Source organism: Streptomyces sp. MGP-BFMKR1, assembly GCF_057766585.1.
The window spans coordinates 326,664-346,519 of record NZ_CM173408.1 but is presented as its reverse complement, the minus strand read 5'-3'; the positions used below and the strand labels follow the sequence as shown (position 1 = coordinate 346,519).

The following is a 19,856-nucleotide window of genomic DNA, read 5'->3' as shown; positions in this document are numbered from 1 at the left end:
AGGCGTCCCGGGCGGCGGTGGCCTAGAAGGCCGGGCCGCCCTCGCGGTCGCCGGCGTCGGCCAGGCGTCCCCACAACAGGTCGGTGAGGTGGCTGACGAGCTGCTCGCGGGGGCAGGGCCGGTCGCGCAGCCACCAGTCGCCCGCGGCGTGCATCATGCCGACGATGCCGTGCCCCCACACCCGGGCCTTCTCCGCGCCGTCCGGGCCCAGGTCCACCCGCTCGGCCACCACCTGGGCCAGCTCCTCGCCGAGCCGGCGCAGCAGCGGCGCCGCGTGCCGCCCGACGTCGAAGCCCTGCTCGGGTTGGCCCTCGCTCTGGTCGTCGGCCGGGTGCATGAGGAAGCGGTAGACCTGCGGGCGGGCCTCGATCGCGGCGAGGTAGGTGTCCAACGTCGCCTCGACCCGGGCCCGGCGCTGGGCCGGGGCGTCCAGGGCCGCGCGCAGCGCGGCGAGCAGGGCGTCGGTGTGCCGGACGGCGAGCGCGCGGTAGAGGCCGCCCTTGTCGCCGAAGTGTCGGTAGAGGATGGGCTTGGTGATGCCCGCCTCGGCGGCGATGGCGTTCATCGAGGCGCCGGGGCCATCGCGGAGCACGACCCGGTCGGCGGCCTCCAGCAGCTCGCGTCTGCGCTCCTCGTGCGCGCGCTGCTGGCTGTCGCGCTGCGTGGTGTCCATGGTGTGCCTCCCACCCCGGTGTTCCGTGCGGCCCGCGCAACGTAACACCCCATGGCCTGCGGTCCTTCCGGCGACCAGGGAGTTGACAGCCTCTACTGGCGAGTAACAGACTCCTGTTACCGAAGGTAATGAGCGGCTGGAGGGGATCATGCCGGAGTTCTCTTTCGAACTCAACGAGGAGCAGAAGTCCGTACGGGACTGGATTCACGGATTCGCGCAGGACGTGATGCGCCCGGCCGCCGCGGAGTGGGACGAGCGGGAGGAGACCCCCTGGCCGATCATCCAGGAGGCGGCCAAGATCGGCCTGTACTCGCTGGACTTCTACGCCCAGCAGTTCTTCGACCCCACCGGGCTCGGCATCCCGATGACCATGGAGGAGCTCTTCTGGGGCGACGCGGGCATCGCGCTGTCCATCGTGGGCACCGGTCTCGCCGCCGTGGGCGTGCTGGCCAACGGCACCGAGGAGCAGGTCGGTACCTGGGTGCCGCAGATGTACGGCGACGCGAACGACGTGAAGGTCGCCGCCTTCTGCTCGTCCGAGCCCGACGCCGGCTCGGACGTGGCCTCCATGCGCACCCGCGCGGTCTACGACGAGGCCAAGGACGAGTGGGTGCTCAACGGCACCAAGACCTGGGCCACCAACGGCGGCATCGCGAGCGTCCACGTCGTGGTCGCCGTCGTGGACCCGGAACTCGGCTCCAAGGGGCACGCCTCCTTCATCATCCCGCCGGGCACGCCGGGCCTGTCCCAGGGCCAGAAGTTCCAGAAGCACGGCATCCGCGCCTCGCACACCGCCGAGGTGGTCCTGGAGGATGTCCGCGTCCCCGGTGACTGCCTGCTCGGCGGCAAGCCCAAGCTGGACGAGCGGCTGGCCCGCGCCCGCGAGCGCGACGCCCTGAGCGGGGCGGGGGCCGAGCGCGTGAAGAACGCGGCCATGGCCACCTTCGAGGCGTCCCGGCCGGCGGTCGGCGCGATGGCCGTCGGTACGGCGCGCGCCGCGTACGAGGAGGCGCTGGAGTACGCGAAGACGCGCACCCAGTTCGGCCGCCCGATCATCGACAACCAGGGCGTGGCCTTCCAACTCGCCGACATGCGCACCCAGATCGACGCGGCCCGGCTGCTGGTCTGGCGGGCGTCGTGGATGGCGGCGGCCGGTCGGCCGTTCACCGCCGCCGAGGGCTCGATGTCCAAGCTGTACGCGAGCGAGACGGCCAAGAAGGTCACGGCCCAGGCCATACAGATCCTCGGCGGCAACGGCTACACCCGCGAGTACCCGGTCGAGCGCATGCACCGGGACAGCGCCATCTACACCATCTTCGAGGGGACCAGCGAGATCCAGCGCCTGGTCATCGCCCGCACCCTGTCCGGGATGCCCATTCGCTGACCGCGCGCCCGACCGCGCGGTGGCCGCGCCAGGCCGCCGGGCGGCGCCCCACCACGGGGCGCCGCCCGGCGTCGTCGTGCCCGCCCCCGCCCCGACCTCCGCGCCGGCACGGGCGCACGCGGCCCTGCCCTCACCCGAATGGAGTACGTCCGCAATTCCCGGGTGAGGCCGGCAGAGCGCGCTCGTGCGGCCCCGGGACCGGTTCCGAGCCGGCTCCGCCGGCGACGACGAGGGGCGCCTGCGGTCGCCGTGTGCTTGCGGGGCGCGCGCAATGGAAGACGGAGCACGCCCAGCCGTGTCGGCGCGTGCTACGCGCGAAAGGAGACAGTGGCGATGACTGCACCCCAGGGCGACACCCCGCAGGAGCTGTCAGGCATGCACGTGGTCGACCCGGATGGCCAGAAAGTCGGGTCGGTGCAGCAGGTGTACAGCGACGACATCACTGGCGTACCGGAATGGATAACCGTTCGCACCGGGATGTTCGGCATGAAGGAGACCTTCGTCCCCCTCGCCGGCGCCCAGCACTCGGGTGGTGACCTGCGCGTTCCGTACAGCAAGGAGGAGATCAAGGACGCTCCGCGGATCGACGCCGCCGGACACCTCTCCCCGGAGGAGGAGACGGAGCTCTACCGGCACTACGGCCTGCGCCAGCCCGGTCGGCAGACGATGGGGCGCGGGCAGGGAACGGACGCGACGGCCGGCGGCGACGCGAACACCACGCGCGGGGGCATGGCGGGCGCGGCCGGCGGCGCGGCGGGCGGCGGAGCCGCGGGGTACGCCGCGGGCCGCGCGTCCGGTCAGCGCACCGAGGCCGGGGGACCCAAGCTGGTCGGCGCGGGCGCCGGGCGCGGCGCCGAGGCGGGCGACGCGTCGGCCAAGGAGACCCGCGAGATGGCGGCCGAGCGCACGACCAAGCAGGGCCGTGGGAAGCACGCCGACCGGGCGGCCAAGGAGGGCGTCCAGGAGATGATCCTCTCCGAGGAGCAGCTCCGGGTCGGCACCGAGGAACACGAGACGGGACGCGCCCGGCTGCGCAAGCACGTGGTCACCGAGGACGTGACCCGCACCGTGCCCGTCAGCCACGAGGAAGTGCACCTCACGCGCGAGCCGATCTCGGCGGACGACATGCGGCGACAGAGCCGCGACGCGCGGATCGAGGACGGCGAGGTGGAGGTCACGCTGCACGCGGAGCGCGCCGTCGTCCGCAAGGAGACCGTGCCGGTGGAGCGCGTACGGCTGGAGACCGAGCGGGTGACCGAGCAGGAGGAGGTCTCGGCGCAGGTCCGCAAGGAGCGCGTGGAGTACGAGGGCGCCGAGGGGGACGAGGGCGCCGCTGGCGAACGAGGTCGCCGCGGTGGCGCCGGCGGCAGGAAGGGTCCCGAGGACGTGCGCTGACCCCGCCGTCACACCACCCGTCACACCGCCCCGTCACACCGACCGCCGACGGAGCAGTCCGCCACGGAGCGCGACCAGACCAGACAAGCCAGACCCCACCAGGCCAGCCCAGGCCGTGCCAGACCGGAGCGGGTCACGCCGGGGCGAGCCGCCCAACCGGGACGACGTGGTCCCCGCCGCATCCGACAGCGGCGGGGACCACGTCGTACCCGCGCGCGGGCGCCCGCCCGCTACGTCTCGGGCAGCCGCCCGCGCCGCGCCGCGTCGCTCAGCGGCGCGAGCGGATCGTCGCCCCGCTCCTCGACGCGCGCCAGCGCCTCCTCCGGGCCGAAGGCCAGGTCGGCCGGGTGCGCGCACGCGGCGACCTCGTCCCAGTCGACCGGCGTCGCCACGCCGGGGCGCTCGCGGATACGCAGCGTGTACGGGGCGGCCGTGGTCTTCGCCGAGGCGTTCTGGGACCAGTCGATGAACACCTTGCCGTGCCGCGCGGCGCGCGACATCGTCGCCACCGCGAGGTCGGGCAGCTCCGCCCGCATCCGCACCGCCAACCGCTTGGCATAGGCCACCGCGGTCTCGGCGGGGGCGGGCTCCACCGCCACGTACAGGTGCAGGCCCTTGGAGCCGGAGGTGACCGCGCAGGCCGTCAGGCCGTCGGCGGCGAGCGCGGCGCGCAGCGGGAGCGCCACCCGGCAGCAGTCGGTGACGTCGGCGCCGGGCCCCGGGTCGAGGTCGAAGACGACCCGGTCGTGCACCGCCGGCCCGGCGCCGGCCCGCCACTGCGGCACGTGCACCTCGTACGCCCCGAGGTTGGCCATCGCCACCAGCGTCGCGGTCGAGTCGACGACGACGTGCGGGGCCGGTTCCCCCTTGCCGGGCACGGAGGTGAGGGTGACCCACTCGGGGCAGCCGGGCGGCGGGTTCTTGGCGTACCAGCGCTCGCCGTCCACGCCGTCCGGGGCGCGGACGAACGAGGCCGCCCGGTCGGTGGTGTGCGGCACCATCAGCGGGGCGATGCGCGCGTAGTAGTGCAGGAGTTCGGCCTTGGTGTGCTCCGACTCGGGGAAGAGCGTCTTGCGCAGGTGGGTCAGGGCCAGTTGGTGGCCGTCCACCCGCACGGCCTGTCGGTCGGGGGCTGCGGACATGCCACGGACGATGCCACGCGCCCGGCGTGCGCGCGCGGGCGGCGCGGCGGGCCGGGCCGAGCCCGGCGCGCGGTTCGCCCGGCTGCGCGGCCCGTGGTGACGGAGCGCCGCCGGCACCCCGCGCGCGGGGCCGGCCACACGTGGGCGCCGCGCCACGGCGGGCGCCCGTGACGGGCGCGCGCGGCGGGCGCGGAAGGGGCGCGTGGGGGAGTGGGGGCAGGGCGGAAGACGGGACGCTCGGGCGGGGCGAGGGGGCCGAACCAGGGCCGGAACCCAGCGTTCCTCCGGTAACCGTAGGTCATATAACGTTAAAGAAATCGCTCTGACCACGTGCGTCCCAGGAGGCAACCATGGGCACACGGCGCACCACGCTGCCCGGTGTCGGTACCCAGTACGACTTCACGACGCACGCCGGACAGCACCTGTCCGTCGTCGTCCACCACGACGGCCGTCGCTTCATCGGCTTCTACTCCCAGGACGACCCCGACTCCTGTCAGGTGTCCATCTGCCTCGCGCCCGAGGAGGCGACCGCCGTCGCCCACCTCATCGACCCGGCGCCCATCGCCGCCGTCCGCACCGACGGCATCGACCTGGTCACCGAGCACATACCGGTCGGCAGCAGGTCCCCGTACGCGGGACGGCTGCTCGGCGACACCGGCGCCAGGACCCGTACCGGGGCGTCCATCGTCGCGGTGTTGCGCCGCACCAGTGCGCACCCCTCGCCCGGCCCCGACTTCCGGTTCGCCATCGGCGACACGCTCGTCGCGGTCGGCACCCGAGAGGGCGTCGACGCGCTCTCCACCATCATCGCGGAGGGCTGAACCAGCGTGCATGACACCACAACACTCCTCATAGAGCTCGGGGCCGTCATCCTGGGCCTCGGGCTCATCGGGCGTCTGGCACTGCGCTTCGGCCTGTCACCGATACCGCTCTACCTGCTGGCCGGCCTCGCCTTCGGGCAGGGCGGGCTGCTCCCGCTCAAGGCCAGTGAGGAGTTCGTCGGCGTCGGCGCTGAGATTGGCGTGATACTGCTGCTGCTCCTGCTCGGTCTGGAGTACAGCGCGTCAGAACTCGTCACCAGCCTCAAGACCCAGTACCCGTCCGGAGTGGTGGACTTCGTCCTCAACGCCGTCCCGGGCGCCGTGGCTGCCCTGCTCCTCGGCTGGGGCCCGGTCGGCGCCGTCGCCCTCGCCGGGGTCACCTGGATCTCCTCGTCGGGCGTCATCGCCAAGGTCCTCACCGACCTCGGACGCCTGGGCAACCGCGAGACGCCGGTCATCCTGAGCGTCCTGGTCATCGAGGACCTGTCGATGGCCGTCTACCTGCCGCTGCTCACCGCGCTGGTCGCCGGCGCCGGGCTCGCGGGCGGCAGCCTGACCCTGCTCATCGCGCTCGGCACCGTCGGCATCGTGCTCTACCTCGCCCTGCGGCACGGCCGGTTGATCAGCCGGGCCGTCTCCTCGGACAACCCCGAGATGCTGCTGCTCGTCGTGCTGGGCCTGACCCTGCTGGTCGCCGGCGTCGCCCAGGAACTCCAGGTCTCCGCGGCGGTGGGGGCGTTCCTGGTGGGCATCGCGCTATCCGGCGAGGTGGCCGAGGGCGCGGAGCGGCTGCTGACGCCGCTGCGCGACCTGTTCGCGGCCGTCTTCTTCGTCTTCTTCGGCCTGTCCACCGACCCGACCGAGATCCCGCCGGTGCTGGTGCCCGCGCTGCTGCTCGCGGCGGTCACCACGGTGTCCAAGATCGGCACCGGCTGGTACGCGGCGCGCCGCGCCGGCATCGGGTCGCGCGGGCGGCTGCGCGCCGGTGGCACGCTCGTCGCGCGCGGCGAGTTCTCCATCGTCATCGCCGGGCTCGCGGTCGGTACGGAGCCCAGGATCGGGCCCATCGCCACGGCGTACGTGCTGATCCTGGTCATCGTCGGCCCGCTCGCCGCCCGTTACACCGAGCCCGTCGTACGCCGGCTGAACGAGCGCCGCACCGGCGGCTCCGCCGCCCGAGCGGCCCGCGCCGGCTCGCCGAGCGCGACCCCACCCCACTCCATCGAGCCCGAACCGGCGGGCGGGGCCGCTACCCCCACCGACGCTCCGGCGCCGCCTCCGGGCCCGGCCGAGGCCACGACGCCAGGGCCCGACGCGTCCGCGGCGCGGCTCCCCGAGGCCGAGCCGGGCGCCGGCACGGCCCCGGAGGACGAGCCGGGGCTGTCCACCCACCGCGGCGGCAAGCCGCTCCCGTAGGGCGTTCGGACGCGGGGGTCCCCGCCGCCCTGAGCCGTGACCGGCCGCGAAGGCCGTGCGGCCAGCCCCCGGTCGAGGGGCGGCGGGCGGCGGGTCAGCTTCGCGCCGCCGGCTTCCAGTCCTTGGCGAGGAGGCCGAGCAGCACCTCGTCCAGGAACTCGCCGAGGACCCAGGACGAGGAGCGCAGCACGCCCTCGCGGACGAAGCCGTTGCGTTCGGCGGAGCGCAGCATCGCCGTGTTGTCCGCCAGCGTCTCGATCTGGAGCCGGTGCAGGCCGCGGACGACGAAGCCGTAGTGGCACAGCACGGCGACCACGTCGGTGCCGTACCCCTTGCCGCGGGCGGCCGGCAGCAGGCCCAATCCGATGTGCGCGGAGCGGTTGTGGGTGTCAATGCCCCACAGGTTGGCCATGCCGACCAGCGTGCCGCTCGCCAGGTCCACCACGGAGAACGGGACGCGCCCCTCCTCCGTGTCGTCCACCACGAGTCGAGGGTCCTTCGTGCCCGGCGTCACCGGCCGCCACGGTCGGCCGTCGGCCCGCGAGCCGTTGACCACGTCGTCGAAGAGCTCGGCCCGCAGGACCGGGATGTCGTCCTCGTGGCGGGCGCGCAGCCCGACCGTGTTGCCTTTGAGCATGGGGGTCTTCCTATCCGGCCGGGCTGGCTGACGGCAACCCAATTAGAGATCGTCCGCAGGAAAGATCGTCCGCGCCGTCGTGCGAGGTGGGCGCGGTGCTCGGGCCGGAGGGCGCCGGCTGCGCGAGTGGCCGGGGCCAGGCCACGTACGTAGCCCCCGCCGGGCCCGGCGAGGGCTACGTACGCGAGGAACGCGCCGCGCGCGTGACGGTCCGACGGTCGTGCGCGCGACCGTGGCCGCCTCCCGTTCGCCGGGGGCGGGCCCGGGCGCGCGGCGGGTCAGACCTTGCGCCAGCCGGGGACCCAGGCGCCGTCCTCGACGGTGTAGTCGCCGAACAGCGCCGGCGCCTCCCGGGTCAGCAACTCGCCGACCTTGCCGAACAGCAGCCGGATCTCCTCCTCGGCGCCCGGCGCCGTCCGGCTCTCGATGACGTGCCGCAGGGTGCGCACATTGGCGGTCCACACCAGGCCGGTGGCCACCCCCTCCGGGGCGAACCGGCGCATGAACGAGGTCTTGGCCTTCTTCTCCGCGAACGGCACGCCCTCCTCGTCAAGCCCGAAGTGGCCGGCCATCCACTGCTGGAACTCCTCCATCCGCCCGAGCAGTTCCGTGGCCCGCTCCATCAGCTCCGGGTCGCCCTCGGCCCACCGCGGGAACCAGAACGGCAGGTCGTCCAGGCGCACGAAGCGCAGCGACTCCTGGGAGACGGCGGTGCCCGCGCGGTGGCGCACCAGCTCGTGCGTGGCCACCCGGCTCACATGGTGCAGCACCAGGGTGAAGCTCACGTGCTCAAGGACCGAGCCGTGCGCGCTGGCCAGGATGTTGCGCAGGTACTTCTCCTGGTCGGTGCGGATGCGGGTGACGTTGGGGTTCAGGCCCGGCTCCCAGGAGCGGTAGCAGACCCGGCCGGCGAACTCCGCCAGGTTCTGCGCGTCGTCCAACTCGCCCCGGTCGACGCGCTCCAGCCACTTCTCACCGCCCACCTCGGCGAGGTACGCGGCGACCTCGTCGTAGTCCAACTGGGGGCGGGCGATGAGGCGGACCTCGGGTTCCACGCGACGCAACGTGACCATCCTTCGTAGCTTCGAGCACATGCGCTGGCCGAGTCTGCCACGTCCGCCCACCCGCGCCGCCGCGCGGTCCCGCGGGCCCGGGCCAGCGGGCCGGGCGTCCTCACCGCCCGCGTCGCGCACCGCGTGGCCAGCGGCGCCGGCGCGCGAGCGCCCCCGGGCCGGCCCGCGCCAGGGGGCGTCAGATGCCGCGTTCGATCATGTCGATGACGTGCTGGCCCGCGTCGTGGGCCTGGGTGGGAGGGAGGCCGCGCAGGGGGCCGTCGATGAGGAGGACCGCGAGCCCGTGGACGGCGGACCAGGCGAGGAACTCGGCCCCCGGGCGCCGGTCCGCGGCCAGGAGCCCGGCGTCCACGAGGCCGTCGAGGGCCTCGCCGAGCAGTTCGAAGGGGGTCTTGCCGGTGGCGCCCGCGGCGGTGTCGTCGGCGGCGTGGGTCATGTCGCCGGGGACGTGGAAGGCCGTGCGGAACAGGCCGGGTTCCTCCCGGGCGTAGCGGAGGTAGCCGGTGCCGACGGCACGGAAGCGGGCCCGGGCGGCGGCCACCGGGTCCTCGGTGGGCGGCACGGCGGCCTGCTCGGCCTCCATGGTGCGGGCGACCTGGGCCATGGCCGCTTGGGAGACGGCGTGCAGCAGGGCGTCGCGGTCGGCGAAGTGGCGGTAGGCGGCGTTGGGGACGACCCCGGCCTGTCGGGTGGCGGCGCGCAGCACGACGGCCTCCGGGCCGCCCTGGCGGGCGAGTTCGAGGGCGGCCTCGGTCAGGGCGTTACGCAGGTCGCCGTGGCGGTAGGTGTCCCGCTTGGGCTTTCCGTTCCCGGCCGGGGACATGCCCGCCACCTCCAATGTGGACAGCATCCACTTAGGCCGTCTAGGCTCTCGCGTGATCACTCGGGGGGCGCGGACCGCTGTTCCCTCCGCATGTGGACATCGTACACAAGGGCGGTCGACGGCCGTCCGGACACCTGTCGCCAAGGGGGGACCGGGACGCATGGGCAAGATCACGCACTTCGTGCACCAGTCACTGGACGGCTTCATCGAGGGCCCGAACGGGGAGTTCGACTGGCCCCGTATGGACCGCGAACTGTCCGCCTACTCGCAGTCCCTCACCGACAGCGCCGACATCTTCCTGTACGGCCGCGTGGTGTGGGACATGATGTCGGGCTACTGGCCCCGCGCCGAGGAGTTCTCCACCCACGAGCACGACCTCGCGTTCGCGCCCGTCTGGCGCGAGGCGTCCAAGGTCGTCGTCTCCTCGACGCTGACCGAGGCCGACTGGAACACCCGCGTCATCCGCACCGACGTCGTCGAGCAGTTGACCGCACTCAAGGACGGCGGGGCGCACCTGGTGCTGTTCGGCGGCTCCACGCTCGCCGGCTTCCTCACCGAACACCAACTGATCGACGAGTACCAGATCTTCGTCCACCCCGTCCTGCTCGGCGGCGGCAAGCCCGTCTTCACCCCCCAGCGGCGCGTCGACCTGTCCCTGGTCGAGACCAGGATCTTCGACTCCCAGGTGGTCCTGCTGCGCCACGCGCGCACCGCCCAGACCGCCTGACTTCACCAGCACCCACCACCCCACACAACGGAGACCACCGTGGCCACACCCGTGAAGGGCCCCGCGAGCTACTTCCCCTCCATCGAGAAGAAGTACGGCCGCCCGATCGCCGAGTGGAAGGAACTCATCCACGCCTCGCCGCTGACCAAGCACATGGAGCTCGTGACGTGGCTCAAGACCGAACACGGCCTGGGCCACGGCCACGCCAACGCCCTGGTCGCCCACACCCTCGCCGAGGCGGACGGCGAGTGAACCCTCTCCCCGGGGGCCCGGGTGGCCCGGGCCCGTGGGGAGAAGTCCGCGGCGGTCAGCGCAGGGCGCCCGCCGCCACCGTGACCACCGCGCGCACCTGGTCCGTGATGGCCTGCCGGTCGCGCACGAACCGCGGGTCGGTGACGGTGCCGGTGGCCGGGTCGGTGTTGCCCGGGCCGAACGCCAGGACCGGGGTGTGCAGGTGGCCGCCCGGCGCGTCGAGGCCGACCGCGTCGCGCAGCAGCGTCGCCCGGTAGGCGATCTCGTTGGACAGGTAGTCACCGCCGCCGCCCGCGCGCGCCGCCGAGCCGGGCGTCGGCCCGTCGGGCCGCTCCACCGGCTCGTCGCCGCCGGCCGGGATCTCGGTCACCGCCGTGTTGTCCCGTACCGGGAACGGGCCGGTCCCGGCCTCGACGATCCGCTCGTACGGCAGCGAGGTCGTCGTCCACTGCGGCTGCTCGGGCGGCGTCGGCACACCCGAGGGTATGGGCACCAGGCCGGTGCGGGAGACGTTCGCGTTGTCGCCGTAGCCGCCGCGCCAGGCCCCGTTGGTGCGCTCCACGTCGAAGCGTCCTGGGCGGCCCTGGCTGATGGTGGTGAACAGGTCCACCTGGCGCGGGCCCGGCCTGAAGTGCGGCAGCAGCGCGCGCTCGACCACGCCGGACGCGAACTCGTCCCAGCGCACGGGGAAGACGGCCGTCTCGATCCGCGCGGGGCCCGAGGCGGTGCGGATCGTGGTGCCGTCCAACGCCAGGGCCGCCGCGCCGGACGGGTTGCTGCGCCGGGGGTCGGCGTCGAGCTGGAACGGGTCGAACCCGGTCACCACGATCCGCTTGACGCCCTTGCCCGCCGGTAGCCGCAGCGTGTCCTGCCCGCGCGAGGAGCGCTCCAGGTGCGCCCGCAGCGCGGCCCGTCGCGCGTCGGACAGCGGGAAGGCCGGCCGCCACTCGGTCAGGGCCCGCGTCATGCCAAGCCGCGCCCAGTACAGCGGGCGGTCGTCGTCCCGGCTGAGGTCGCCGCCCGCGGGCCCGCGCCCCTGCGCCCGGTCCACCGCCCGCTCCCACAGGCGCTGCCCGTGCTGGGCCACCACACGCTGGGCCGCGGCCGGCGAACGCGCGCCCGCCAGCGCGCGGGCGAAGCGCGGCGCCACGTCGTCGAACCCGCCGCGCCGCAGGATCTCGCGGGGCACCGGCAGGTCGAGCCGCCGTTCCTCGACGGTGGGCCCGTCGGCGCGGGTGCTGCCGGGCGCCGCCGGCGCGGTGGCGGACACCGGGGCGGCGACGGCCAACGGCGCGACGACGGCCACGGCGGTGGCGAGCCAGCCCAGACGGGTGCGGAGGGATCTCATGCGCGGTCCTTCGGTACGGGGGGTGGCGACAGCGCCCGGCAGGCGGGCCGACCCGTCTGCCTGACGCACCCCACGCGGTCGCGCTCGGCGAGCCGCGCGGCGTGCCCGCCATCGAACCCGACCGCCGCCCATCGCACCACCCCCCGCCGACCACGCGTTTCCGGCGGCGAGCACCGACCCGTGCCGGGGCCACCCACCGCCGTGCGGGAGACTGCCCGGGCAGGGCCGCCGGTCGTCTCCTAGCCGGCGGCGCCACCGACGACCGTACGGAGCCGACCGTGCCGACCGCGCCCGCATCCCCGTGGCTGCGCCGCCCAGCGCCCCGCCCCGCCGCCACCACGACCGTGTTGTGCCTGCCGCACGCGGGCGGCAACGCCGGGTTCTTCACGCCCTGGGCGCGCCTGCTGCCGCCGGAGCTCGAACTGCTCGCGGTGCAGTACCCGGGCCGTCAGGACCGCCTCCTGGAGAAGCCGTTGGTCGAGATGGCCGCGCTCGCCGACGCGCTGACCGCCGAGATCCTGCGCACCCCGCTGCTCGGCGAACGCCGCCTGGTGCTCTTCGGGCACAGCATGGGCGCCTCCGTCGCCTGGGAGGTGGCGCTGCGCCTGGAGCGGGGCCGCGGCCCGCGCCCGCGCCGGCTGTACGTCTCCGGCCGGCCGGGCCCGCGCCACCAGCACCCCGCCGACACCTACCGGCTGGGCGAGCGGGAGTTCACCGACGAGCTGCGCCGACTCGGCGGCACCAGCGAGGAACTCCTGGACGACCCGGAGATGCGCGAGCTGCTGCTGCCCGCGATCCGCGCCGACTACCAGATCGTCGGCACCTACGCCCCGGACCTCGACGCCCGGGTGAGCTGCCCCATCGAGGCGTTCACCGGCGACGCGGACCCGGAGGCCACGCCGGACACGGTCGCCGACTGGGCCTCGGCCACCAGCGGCGACTTCTCCCTGACGGTGTTCCCCGGCGACCACTTCTTCCTCTGGCCGCAAGGGGAGCGGATGGTCGCGGCGCTGGGCGCGTCGGCGCTGCCGGCCTCACCGCGCTGACGACGGCGGGCGGCCCGGTACGCGCTGCGCAGCGCGTACCGCACGCCGAGCCCGCACGCGGCGTACCCGCAGCCCAGGGCCAGGGCCAAGGGCGTGGAGCGGTGCTGAGCACGGGCCATGCCGCCAGCGTGGCACAGCCGATGAGAGGGGGCGGTTGCCGCGCGGTACGGCTCACCGACGGCGCCCCCTGTGCGCCCCCAGGGCCGAGTGCCGCGCCCCGACCCTTCCTCGACCTGGAAATCATTCCCACCTACCGTGGGGCGAGTTGGGGACTTCGACCGCGTTGACCACGTGAGCGACGCGGTGGCCGTCGTACCGGAGGGCGGGCGACCATGAACGGCGGACGGTCGAGAAGGGCGGCGCGGGCGGACGGCGTCGCGCCCGGGCGCCACACGCCGCAGCGGGCCGCCGTGCTACGGGCCATCGCCGAATCGGCGCGGTTCCTCTCGGCCCAGGAACTGCACGCCCGACTGGTCGCCGACGGCGTGTCCATCGGGCTGACCACGGTCTACCGCAGCGTGCAGGCCCTGGCCCGCGGCGGGTTGCTGGACGTCGTGCACGACGCGGCCGGGGGTCGCCGGTACCGCCACCGCCCCGCCGCCGGACACCGGCACTACGTGCTCTGCCGCCACTGCGGCCACAGCCAGCCGGTCGACGCCGACGTGGTGGAGGAGTGGGCGGACGGCGTGGCCGGGCGCACCGGGTTCTCGGCGGTGGAACACACCCTGGAACTCACCGGGCTGTGCCCCACCTGCGTGACCGCGGGCTGAGGCCACGCCCCGGCCGGGCGCCCGCGGTCGGGCGCCCGCGGTCGGGCGCCCGTCCACAACCTCCCCGGACGAAACAGCTAGTCCGCGCGCTGCCAGGTCAGGATCTCGCCACCCTCGCCCCGCATCAGCGTGCCCGGCATCACCCGCAGCCGCCACGGGGTCAGCTTGAGGGCCGTGAACCCGGGCGACTCGGGCGTCTGCCAGGCGGAGATGCCGATGCCGCCGGGGTCGTAACCCAGCGGTGCCGGGGCCGACTTGAGCAGGTTCCACACCCGGGTGCGGGTCTCCACGTCGTCGGCCCACTCGGCCGCGCACTCGGCGACGCAGGTGTCCTGGTCGGGCGACCAGTAGTTCACCGACGCGTACGGGCTGTGCGTCAGGTGGGCGCGCTTGACGGGCGTCGGGCTGGTGCCGATCCAGCCGGTCAGCGTGCCGTCCTCCCAGGTCCAGATCGGGTGCAGCACCCTGCTGCGCGGGCGGCCGGCGCCGTCCACGGTGGCCACGGAGGCCCAGACGACGCGGTGCGCCATCTCGACGAAGGCGGGGGCGGTGGTGGCGAGGTCGGACACGGGGCAACACGTCCTTCGGATCATGGAGCGGTTCGCCCGCACCCTACCCGCGCGCGGCCGGCCGCGGCCCGGCCTGTGGACGGCCGGGCCCGGCCCACGCCCCGGGCTCAACCCAGGTGTGCCAGCACCCGGTCCGGCGTCATCGGCAGCTCCCGCAGCCGCACCCCGGTCGCGTGGTGCAGCGCGTTGCCGATCGCCGCGGCCGTGCCGACGATGCCGATCTCGCCGATCCCCTTGCTGCCCATCGGGTTGAGGTGCCGGTCGTCCTCGTCGATCCAGTGCGCCTCGACGGCGGGCACGTCGGCGCAACTGGGCACGTGGTACGAGGCCAGGTCGCGCTCCGCGAAGTCGCCGAAGACCGGGTCCATGGTGCTGCCCTCCAGGAGCGCCATGCCCAGGCCCATCACCATCCCGCCGATGAACTGGCTGCGCCCCGTACGGGAGTTGAGGACGTGGCCGGCGGCGAAGACGCCGAGCAGCCGGCGCACCCGCGTCTCGCCGGTGTCCGCGTCGACGGCGACCTCGGCGAAGTGCGCGCCGAACGCGTGCCGGGCGTAGTCCGAGGCGGCGTCCGCCTCGCCCGCGGTGTCGGCGAAGGCGCGCAGCGTGGTGGAGGGCACCTCGTCGCCGCCCGCCTCCTCGACCAGCGCCCGCAGCCGCCGGCAGGCGCGGTGCACGGCCCAGCCCCAGGACGCGGTGCCCGACGAGCCGCCCGCGAGCGCCGCCGCCGGCAGGTCGCTGCACCCGATGTCGATCAGCACGTGGTCCACGGGCACGCCCAGCGCGTCCGCGGCGACCTGGGCGAGCACGGTACGGGCGCCGGTGCCGATGTCGGTCGCGTTGATCCGCACCCGGTAGCCGCCGCCGGGCTCGGTGGACGCCTCCGCGGTCGACGGCGAGACCAGGACCGGGTACGTGGCGGAGGCGACGCCCGTGCCGATCAACTGCCGGCCCTCGCGCCGGCTCCGGGGACGCGGATCGCGGTCCGCCCAGCCGAAGAGCCGCGCCCCCTCGCGCAGGCACTCCACCAGGTGCCGGCTGCTGAACGGCTTCCCGGTGTCCGGCTCGATGGCCGGATCGTTGCGTACCCGCAGCTCGATGGGGTCCATGTCGAGCGCCACCGCCAACTCGTCCATGGCCGACTCCAGCGCGTACATCCCCGGCGCCTCGCCCGGCGCGCGCATCCACGACGGGCTCGGCACGTCGAGCGCCGCCACGTGGTGCGTGGTGCGGCTGTTGGGCGAGGTGTACATCGTGCGCGAGGGGGTCGCGGCCTGTTCCACGAACTCCTTGACGGTGGAGGTGTGGGTGAGGATCTCGTGGGCCAGCGCGTCGATCCGGCCCTGGCGGTCCGCGCCGATCCGCAGCCGCTGGATGGTCGGCGCCCGGTGACCGACGACGCCGGCCAGTTGCGCGCGGGGCAGCGCCAGCCTGACCGGGCGGCCCACGTGGCGGGCGGCCATCGCGGCCAACACCGCCTGCGGGCGCGGCGTGCCCTTGGACCCGAAGCCGCCGCCCACGTGCTCGGCGACCACCGTCACCTGCTCCGGGCGCAGCCCGAACAGCGGCGCGAGAGCCTCCTTGACCTTGGTCGAGCCCTGGTTCGAGTCGTAGACCGTCAGCCCGCCGTCCACCCAGTGGGCCGTGCTGGCGTGCGGCTCCATGGGGTGGTTGTGCTCGGCCTCCATGGTGTACGTGGCGTCCACGCGCACCGCCGAGGCCGCGTACGCGCCGTCGAAGTCGCCGCTCTCGCGGCGTGCCGGATGCCCGCCGTTGGCCTGCTCCGGCTCGTACGACCTCGGGTGTCCGCTGACCAGGACGACATCGTGCGGCTCGGCCGCGTAGTCGATCTGGAGGGCGGCGGCCATGGCGCGGGCCACCTCCAGTGTCTCGGCGACGGCCAGCGCCACGTACCAGCCGCGGTGCGGCACGTGCGGGCGCTGGAGAACGCGGAGGATGGGGTCCTCGGCGGGGCCGAGGCGCGGCGCGTTCTCGTGGCTGAGCACCGCGAGCGCGCCGGGCATGGCGAGGGCGTCCGCGGCGTGCACGGCCCGCACCTCGCCGCGCGCGACGGTCGCCGGCACCGGCCAGGCGTACGCCGTCTCCGGCAGGGCGTACTCGACCGCGTACCGCGCGCTGCCGGTGACCTTGAGCTGGCCTTCGAGGCGGCGCAGCGGGGCCCCGGTCTCGGGTGGGCGCATGGACTGCTCCTCAACGTGCCGAAGGTGACTGGTGGTGGGCGTCGGCGAGCGAGGTGAGGACCTGGGTGGCCAGGTTCCGGGCGAGCGGCACCTTGAAGCCGTTGTCGCGCAGCGGCCTGGCGGCGGCCAACTCGGCCTCGGCGGCCCGGCGGAAGGAGTCCTCGGTCGCCGGCGCCCCGCGCAACGCCTGCTCGGCGACCCTGGCCCGCCACGGCTTGGCCGCCAGCCCCCCGAAGGCGAGCCGCGCCTCGCGCACCTCGCCCTCGCGCACGTCGAGCACGGCGGCGACGGAGGCCAGCGCGAAGGCGTACGAGGCGCGGTCGCGGGCCTTGCGGTAGGCCGAGTGGCCCGGCGGCGGCGCGGGCAGTTCGACGGCCGTCAGCAACTCGCCGTGGGCGATGACGGTGTCCCGCTCCGGCAGGTCGGCCGGCAGCCGGTGGAAGTCGGTCAGCGGGACCCGGCGCTCGCCGTCCGGCCCGCGCAGCACGACGCTGGCGTCGAGCGCGGCGAGCGCGACCGCCAGGTCGGACGGGTGGGTGGCCACGCAGTGCTCGGAGTGGCCGAGGATCGCCAGGTCCCGGTGGACGCCCTCGCGCGCGGGGCAGCCGCTGCCCGGGGAGCGCTTGTTGCACGGCTTGCTCACGTCCTGGAAGTACAGGCAGCGGGTGCGCTGGAGTAGGTTGCCGCCCGTGGTGGCGGCGTTGCGCAACTGTCCCGACGCGCCGGCCAGCAGCGCCTGCGAGAGCGCCGGGAACCGGGAGCGGATCACCGGGTGCGCGGCGAGGTCGCTGTTGCGGACGTTGGCCCCGATCCGCCACCGGCCGTCACGCAGCGGATCGATGCCGGTCAGCGGCAGCCGGCTGACGTCCACGAGGAGTTCCGGCCGCTCCACGCCCAGCTTCATCAGGTCCACCAGGTTGGTGCCGCCGCCCAGGAAGCGGGCGCCCGGCTCGGTGGCCACGGTGGCGATCGCCGTGTCGACGTCGTCGGCGCGCACGTAGCCGAACGGCTTCACGGCGCCACCTCCTCGATGGCGGCCACGATGTTCGGATAGGCGCCGCAGCGGCACAGGTTGCCGCTCATCCGCTCGCGGATCTCGGCCGGCGTCAGCGGCACCGGGGAGCCCGGCGGCGGCGCGCCGGAACCGGCCCCGGGCAGCGGCGTGACGTGCGAGGGATGTCCGTCGGCCGCCTCGGCGAGCACGCCGATGGCCGAGCACACCTGCCCCGGGGTGCAGTAACCGCACTGGAACCCGTCGTGGTCGAGGAACGCGCGTTGCACGGGGTGCGGCTGCTCGCCGTCGCTCAGCCCCTCCACGGTGGTGATCTCCTCGCCGTCGGCCGCGACGGCGAGGAGCAGACAACTGTTGGTGCGGCGACCGCCGACGAGCACCGTGCACGCCCCGCACTGGCCGTGGTCGCACCCCTTCTTCGGGCCCGTGTGGTCCAGGTGCTCGCGCAGCGCGTCGAGCACGGTGGTGCGGTGGTCGACGGTCAGCCGGTGGCTGACCCCGTTGACCCGCAGGGTGACCTCCGAGGAGGTCGGGCGGTGCTGGACGGTGGGTGTCGAGATCGTTGCCATGGCGTCACGGCCCTTCGCTGGTGTGCTGCGGCCCCGTGGTCGCGTCCCCTTCCCGCCCCGGGACAAACCAGAAAGTATCGGCCAGTCACCCGGGTGGCGCACGCCCGGCTGCCGCTCACCACCCGGTGGCCGCCACCACCTCCCGGGCGATGTCCAGCACCGTCCTGCCGTCGGTCGCCACCCGCACCGTCTCCGGTGGCGCGTGCCGGTCCAGGTGACGGGCCATGTGCGCGCTACGCCGTATGTGGGCCTGCGCCTGGGAGCCGATCTCGCGGCCCGTCAGGCGGGCGCGGGCGGTGGCGTCGTCCGCGGTCAGCAGCGCCGGTACGATCCGTACGTCCGCGCCCAGCATGCGGCGGAACATCGCGCCCTCCAGCACGCTGACCGTGTTGGTGTAGATCAGCCGCCGCTGGCCCAGCGCGGCGTAGTTGGCCCAGATCGCCGCCAGGTTCCGCTCGGTGATCGCCGAGCGGTCCGGGTCGTCGGGCGGCGCCGGGTGCACCTGGTCCATGAGGTCGCCCTCGACCAGGCAGTGGGCCGCGCCCGCCGCCCGCAACACGGCGGAGACCTCCCAGGCCACGGTCGACTTGCCGACGCCGGAGCGGCCGGCGATGAGCAGCGCTTCGTTGCGTTCCCCGGTGTTCACGCGCGGACCCTCGCAGACCACCCCGCCCCGGGGCATCCCGTTTTCGCGGGGGAGCCGGGCGGGCCCGGGCCGGCGCCCGCGAGATGGCCGGCGGCTGCGTCGGTTTCCCGCCACACCGGGTGGGGGGACACACGGGCCGTACGGGGGCAAGCCCGTCACATGTCCGGGGCGCGCCGGGCCCGGGCGCCGAGTGGCTCCGGCGGTCGGGGGTCGGAGCTGTTACCGTGCGGCCCGTCTCCCGCACCACCCGACGGGCCATCAGATGGCTACGAGAGGACGCGACATGAGCTTGGACCGGCGCGGCTTCCTGTTCGGCGCGGCGACCGTCACCGCGGGCGGGCTCCTGGGGTACGCGGGCGGGCATCCGGCCGCGGCGCGCGACGCGCCGCCGCGCTCGCCCCGGCCCACCGGGGGCTGGCTCGCCGACCTGGCCGACGACACCCCGGTGGCCCGCCTGAGCCTGCCGGGCACCCAGCACTCCGCGGTGCGCTTCGGCGGGGCCCAGGTCGCCCGGCAGCGCCGCACCATCGCCGAACAACTGGACCTGGGCATCCGGTTCCTGGACATCGGCTGCCGGTCGTCCCACTCGGCCTTCGCCGTCCACCACGGGGCGGTCTTCCAGCGGGTGCTGTTCGGCGAGGTGCTGCTGGCCTGTGAGGCGTTCCTGCGCGCGCGCCCCTCGGAGACCGTGCTGCTGCGGCTGCGGCAGGAGCACTCCACCGTGCCGGACGCCGAGTTCCGGCGCGTCTTCGACCTCTACCAGGCGGGCTTCCGCCGGCTGCTGCGGCTCGACGCGACGCTGCCCACGCTCGGCCAGGCGCGCGGCCGGGTGGTCCTGCTCGCCGACCACCCCAAGCTGCCCGGCGTCCCGTACGGCGACGCCGCGCTGTTCGACGTGCAGGACGACGCGACGGCGCCCCCGGCCGTGAAGTACCAGAAGGTCGAGCGCCACCTGCGCAAGGCCGCCGCCCGGCCCGGCAAGCTGTACGTCAACTACGTCGGCACCGCCGTCCAGGGCTCCCCGCGCGCGAACGCCCGGTACCTCAACCCCCGGGTGCACCGCTTCCTGACCGGCCCGCACGGCCGCCGGCTGACCGGCCTCGGCGTGGTGGCCATGGACTTCCCCGACGCCACGCCGGCGCTCGTGCACACCATCATCCGGCGCAACCAGCGGGCCGCCACGGCCGCCGGCGCCGCGTAGCGTCGCTTCCGGGGGCGGGGCGGGCGCCGGGGGCCACCCGCCCCGGCGCTTCCCCGCCCTCACGCGCACGGGTTGCCGGGCCTACGAGCCCCCGCCCCGCGCCCCGGGCCGTGGTGGCGGCCCTGCTGTCACATCCATACGCACGGCGCGC

At 74.7% G+C, this 19,856-nt stretch carries 20 protein-coding genes; 9 read left to right on the top strand and 11 right to left on the bottom strand.

The window, feature by feature from the left end:
- Positions 1-22: 22 nt before the first annotated feature.
- Positions 23-673, bottom strand: coding sequence for a TetR/AcrR family transcriptional regulator (locus tag AC3CHW_RS01170; protein ID WP_187061664.1), 651 nt, complete (start codon positions 671-673; stop codon positions 23-25).
- 148 nt (positions 674-821) lie between these two features.
- Between AC3CHW_RS01170 and AC3CHW_RS01165 the strand changes: the two genes are divergently transcribed.
- Both AC3CHW_RS01165 and AC3CHW_RS01160 read left to right on the top strand, forming a co-directional pair.
- Entirely contained in the window at positions 822-2,057 is a 1,236-nt protein-coding gene (locus AC3CHW_RS01165) for an acyl-CoA dehydrogenase family protein (protein WP_488469226.1), read from the top strand.
- 333 nt (positions 2,058-2,390) lie between these two features.
- On the top strand, positions 2,391-3,452 hold the full coding sequence (locus AC3CHW_RS01160) for a PRC and DUF2382 domain-containing protein (protein ID WP_398611734.1): 1,062 nt from the start codon (positions 2,391-2,393) through the stop codon (positions 3,450-3,452).
- 230 nt (positions 3,453-3,682) lie between these two features.
- On the opposite strand, the gene ligD is transcribed toward AC3CHW_RS01160, so the two are convergent.
- Complete coding sequence (ligD, locus tag AC3CHW_RS01155) at positions 3,683-4,594, bottom strand: non-homologous end-joining DNA ligase (RefSeq protein ID WP_187061661.1); 912 nt, start codon at positions 4,592-4,594, stop codon at positions 3,683-3,685.
- Between the two features lie 350 nt (positions 4,595-4,944).
- Here ligD and AC3CHW_RS01150 point away from each other — a divergent pair, with 350 nt between their 5' ends.
- Both AC3CHW_RS01150 and AC3CHW_RS01145 read left to right on the top strand, forming a co-directional pair.
- The gene (locus AC3CHW_RS01150; RefSeq protein WP_187065177.1) at positions 4,945-5,415 is read left to right on the top strand and encodes a cation:proton antiporter regulatory subunit; all 471 of its coding nucleotides are present in this window, start codon (positions 4,945-4,947) and stop codon (positions 5,413-5,415) included.
- 6 nt (positions 5,416-5,421) lie between these two features.
- On the top strand, positions 5,422-6,831 hold the full coding sequence (locus AC3CHW_RS01145; RefSeq protein ID WP_488469225.1) for a cation:proton antiporter: 1,410 nt from the start codon (positions 5,422-5,424) through the stop codon (positions 6,829-6,831).
- A gap of 94 nt (positions 6,832-6,925) precedes the next feature.
- On the opposite strand, the gene AC3CHW_RS01140 is transcribed toward AC3CHW_RS01145, so the two are convergent.
- The 3 genes from AC3CHW_RS01140 to AC3CHW_RS01130 form a co-directional block, all read right to left on the bottom strand.
- Positions 6,926-7,468 (bottom strand): GNAT family N-acetyltransferase, encoded by a 543-nt coding sequence (locus AC3CHW_RS01140; protein ID WP_488469224.1) that lies wholly within the window; start codon positions 7,466-7,468, stop codon positions 6,926-6,928.
- A gap of 278 nt (positions 7,469-7,746) precedes the next feature.
- Positions 7,747-8,523: an FAD-dependent thymidylate synthase gene (gene thyX, locus AC3CHW_RS01135; RefSeq protein ID WP_232109627.1), complete on the bottom strand. Its 777-nt coding sequence runs from the start codon at positions 8,521-8,523 to the stop codon at positions 7,747-7,749.
- Positions 8,524-8,719: 196 nt separating this feature from the next.
- The gene (locus AC3CHW_RS01130) at positions 8,720-9,391 is read right to left on the bottom strand and encodes a TetR/AcrR family transcriptional regulator (protein ID WP_398611739.1); all 672 of its coding nucleotides are present in this window, start codon (positions 9,389-9,391) and stop codon (positions 8,720-8,722) included.
- Positions 9,392-9,524: 133 nt separating this feature from the next.
- Here AC3CHW_RS01130 and AC3CHW_RS01125 point away from each other — a divergent pair, with 133 nt between their 5' ends.
- Together AC3CHW_RS01125 and AC3CHW_RS01120 are read left to right on the top strand one after the other, a co-directional pair.
- Complete coding sequence (locus AC3CHW_RS01125; RefSeq protein WP_488469223.1) at positions 9,525-10,091, top strand: dihydrofolate reductase family protein; 567 nt, start codon at positions 9,525-9,527, stop codon at positions 10,089-10,091.
- A gap of 39 nt (positions 10,092-10,130) precedes the next feature.
- Entirely contained in the window at positions 10,131-10,343 is a 213-nt protein-coding gene (locus AC3CHW_RS01120) for a DUF4287 domain-containing protein (RefSeq protein ID WP_488469222.1), read from the top strand.
- 55 nt (positions 10,344-10,398) lie between these two features.
- Here AC3CHW_RS01120 and AC3CHW_RS01115 read toward each other — a convergent pair whose 3' ends face one another.
- Positions 10,399-11,691, bottom strand: a complete 1,293-nt coding sequence (locus tag AC3CHW_RS01115) for a pyroglutamyl-peptidase I (RefSeq protein ID WP_488469221.1) — start codon at positions 11,689-11,691, stop codon at positions 10,399-10,401.
- Positions 11,692-11,969: 278 nt separating this feature from the next.
- On the opposite strand from AC3CHW_RS01115, the gene AC3CHW_RS01110 reads away from it, so the two are divergent.
- Positions 11,970-12,737: a thioesterase II family protein gene (locus AC3CHW_RS01110; protein ID WP_488469220.1), complete on the top strand. Its 768-nt coding sequence runs from the start codon at positions 11,970-11,972 to the stop codon at positions 12,735-12,737.
- A 332-nt stretch (positions 12,738-13,069) separates the two neighbouring features.
- Complete coding sequence (locus tag AC3CHW_RS01105; protein WP_488469219.1) at positions 13,070-13,507, top strand: Fur family transcriptional regulator; 438 nt, start codon at positions 13,070-13,072, stop codon at positions 13,505-13,507.
- A 77-nt stretch (positions 13,508-13,584) separates the two neighbouring features.
- Here the strand turns inward: AC3CHW_RS01105 and AC3CHW_RS01100 are convergent, their stop codons facing one another.
- From AC3CHW_RS01100 to AC3CHW_RS01080, 5 genes are all read right to left on the bottom strand, one after another.
- Positions 13,585-14,076, bottom strand: coding sequence for a pyridoxamine 5'-phosphate oxidase family protein (locus AC3CHW_RS01100; protein ID WP_488469218.1), 492 nt, complete (start codon positions 14,074-14,076; stop codon positions 13,585-13,587).
- A gap of 107 nt (positions 14,077-14,183) precedes the next feature.
- Positions 14,184-16,277 carry a xanthine dehydrogenase family protein molybdopterin-binding subunit gene (locus AC3CHW_RS01095; protein WP_488469217.1) on the bottom strand — a complete coding sequence of 698 codons (2,094 nt, stop codon included), beginning with the start codon at positions 16,275-16,277 and terminating at the stop codon, positions 14,184-14,186.
- Between the two features lie 10 nt (positions 16,278-16,287).
- The gene (locus AC3CHW_RS01090; protein WP_488469216.1) at positions 16,288-17,292 is read right to left on the bottom strand and encodes an FAD binding domain-containing protein; all 1,005 of its coding nucleotides are present in this window, start codon (positions 17,290-17,292) and stop codon (positions 16,288-16,290) included.
- Positions 17,289-17,858, bottom strand: coding sequence for a 2Fe-2S iron-sulfur cluster-binding protein (locus tag AC3CHW_RS01085; protein WP_398611746.1), 570 nt, complete (start codon positions 17,856-17,858; stop codon positions 17,289-17,291). Before AC3CHW_RS01085 ends, AC3CHW_RS01090 begins: the two co-directional genes overlap by 4 nt.
- 115 nt (positions 17,859-17,973) lie before the next feature.
- Positions 17,974-18,504, bottom strand: coding sequence for an AAA family ATPase (locus tag AC3CHW_RS01080; protein WP_488469215.1), 531 nt, complete (start codon positions 18,502-18,504; stop codon positions 17,974-17,976).
- Positions 18,505-18,787: 283 nt separating this feature from the next.
- Here AC3CHW_RS01080 and AC3CHW_RS01075 point away from each other — a divergent pair, with 283 nt between their 5' ends.
- A complete protein-coding gene (locus AC3CHW_RS01075) occupies positions 18,788-19,705 on the top strand; it encodes a phosphatidylinositol-specific phospholipase C (protein ID WP_398611748.1) in 918 nt (305 codons plus the stop codon).
- Positions 19,706-19,856 lie beyond the last annotated feature (151 nt).

What these genes read in the sequence shown, in the direction of transcription:
- AC3CHW_RS01170 (WP_187061664.1), bottom strand. Translation starts at nt 673, where the DNA reads ATGGACACCACGCAGCGCGACAGCCAGCAGCGCGCGCACGAGGAGCGC.
- AC3CHW_RS01165 (WP_488469226.1), top strand. Translation starts at nt 822, where the DNA reads ATGCCGGAGTTCTCTTTCGAACTCAACGAGGAGCAGAAGTCCGTACGG.
- AC3CHW_RS01160 (WP_398611734.1), top strand. Translation starts at nt 2,391, where the DNA reads ATGACTGCACCCCAGGGCGACACCCCGCAGGAGCTGTCAGGCATGCAC.
- ligD (WP_187061661.1), bottom strand. Translation starts at nt 4,594, where the DNA reads ATGTCCGCAGCCCCCGACCGACAGGCCGTGCGGGTGGACGGCCACCAA.
- AC3CHW_RS01150 (WP_187065177.1), top strand. Translation starts at nt 4,945, where the DNA reads ATGGGCACACGGCGCACCACGCTGCCCGGTGTCGGTACCCAGTACGAC.
- AC3CHW_RS01140 (WP_488469224.1), bottom strand. Translation starts at nt 7,468, where the DNA reads ATGCTCAAAGGCAACACGGTCGGGCTGCGCGCCCGCCACGAGGACGAC.
- AC3CHW_RS01130 (WP_398611739.1), bottom strand. Translation starts at nt 9,391, where the DNA reads ATGCTGTCCACATTGGAGGTGGCGGGCATGTCCCCGGCCGGGAACGGA.
- AC3CHW_RS01125 (WP_488469223.1), top strand. Translation starts at nt 9,525, where the DNA reads ATGGGCAAGATCACGCACTTCGTGCACCAGTCACTGGACGGCTTCATC.
- AC3CHW_RS01115 (WP_488469221.1), bottom strand. Translation starts at nt 11,691, where the DNA reads ATGAGATCCCTCCGCACCCGTCTGGGCTGGCTCGCCACCGCCGTGGCC.
- AC3CHW_RS01105 (WP_488469219.1), top strand. Translation starts at nt 13,070, where the DNA reads ATGAACGGCGGACGGTCGAGAAGGGCGGCGCGGGCGGACGGCGTCGCG.
- AC3CHW_RS01095 (WP_488469217.1), bottom strand. Translation starts at nt 16,277, where the DNA reads ATGCGCCCACCCGAGACCGGGGCCCCGCTGCGCCGCCTCGAAGGCCAG.
- AC3CHW_RS01085 (WP_398611746.1), bottom strand. Translation starts at nt 17,858, where the DNA reads ATGGCAACGATCTCGACACCCACCGTCCAGCACCGCCCGACCTCCTCG.
- AC3CHW_RS01075 (WP_398611748.1), top strand. Translation starts at nt 18,788, where the DNA reads ATGAGCTTGGACCGGCGCGGCTTCCTGTTCGGCGCGGCGACCGTCACC.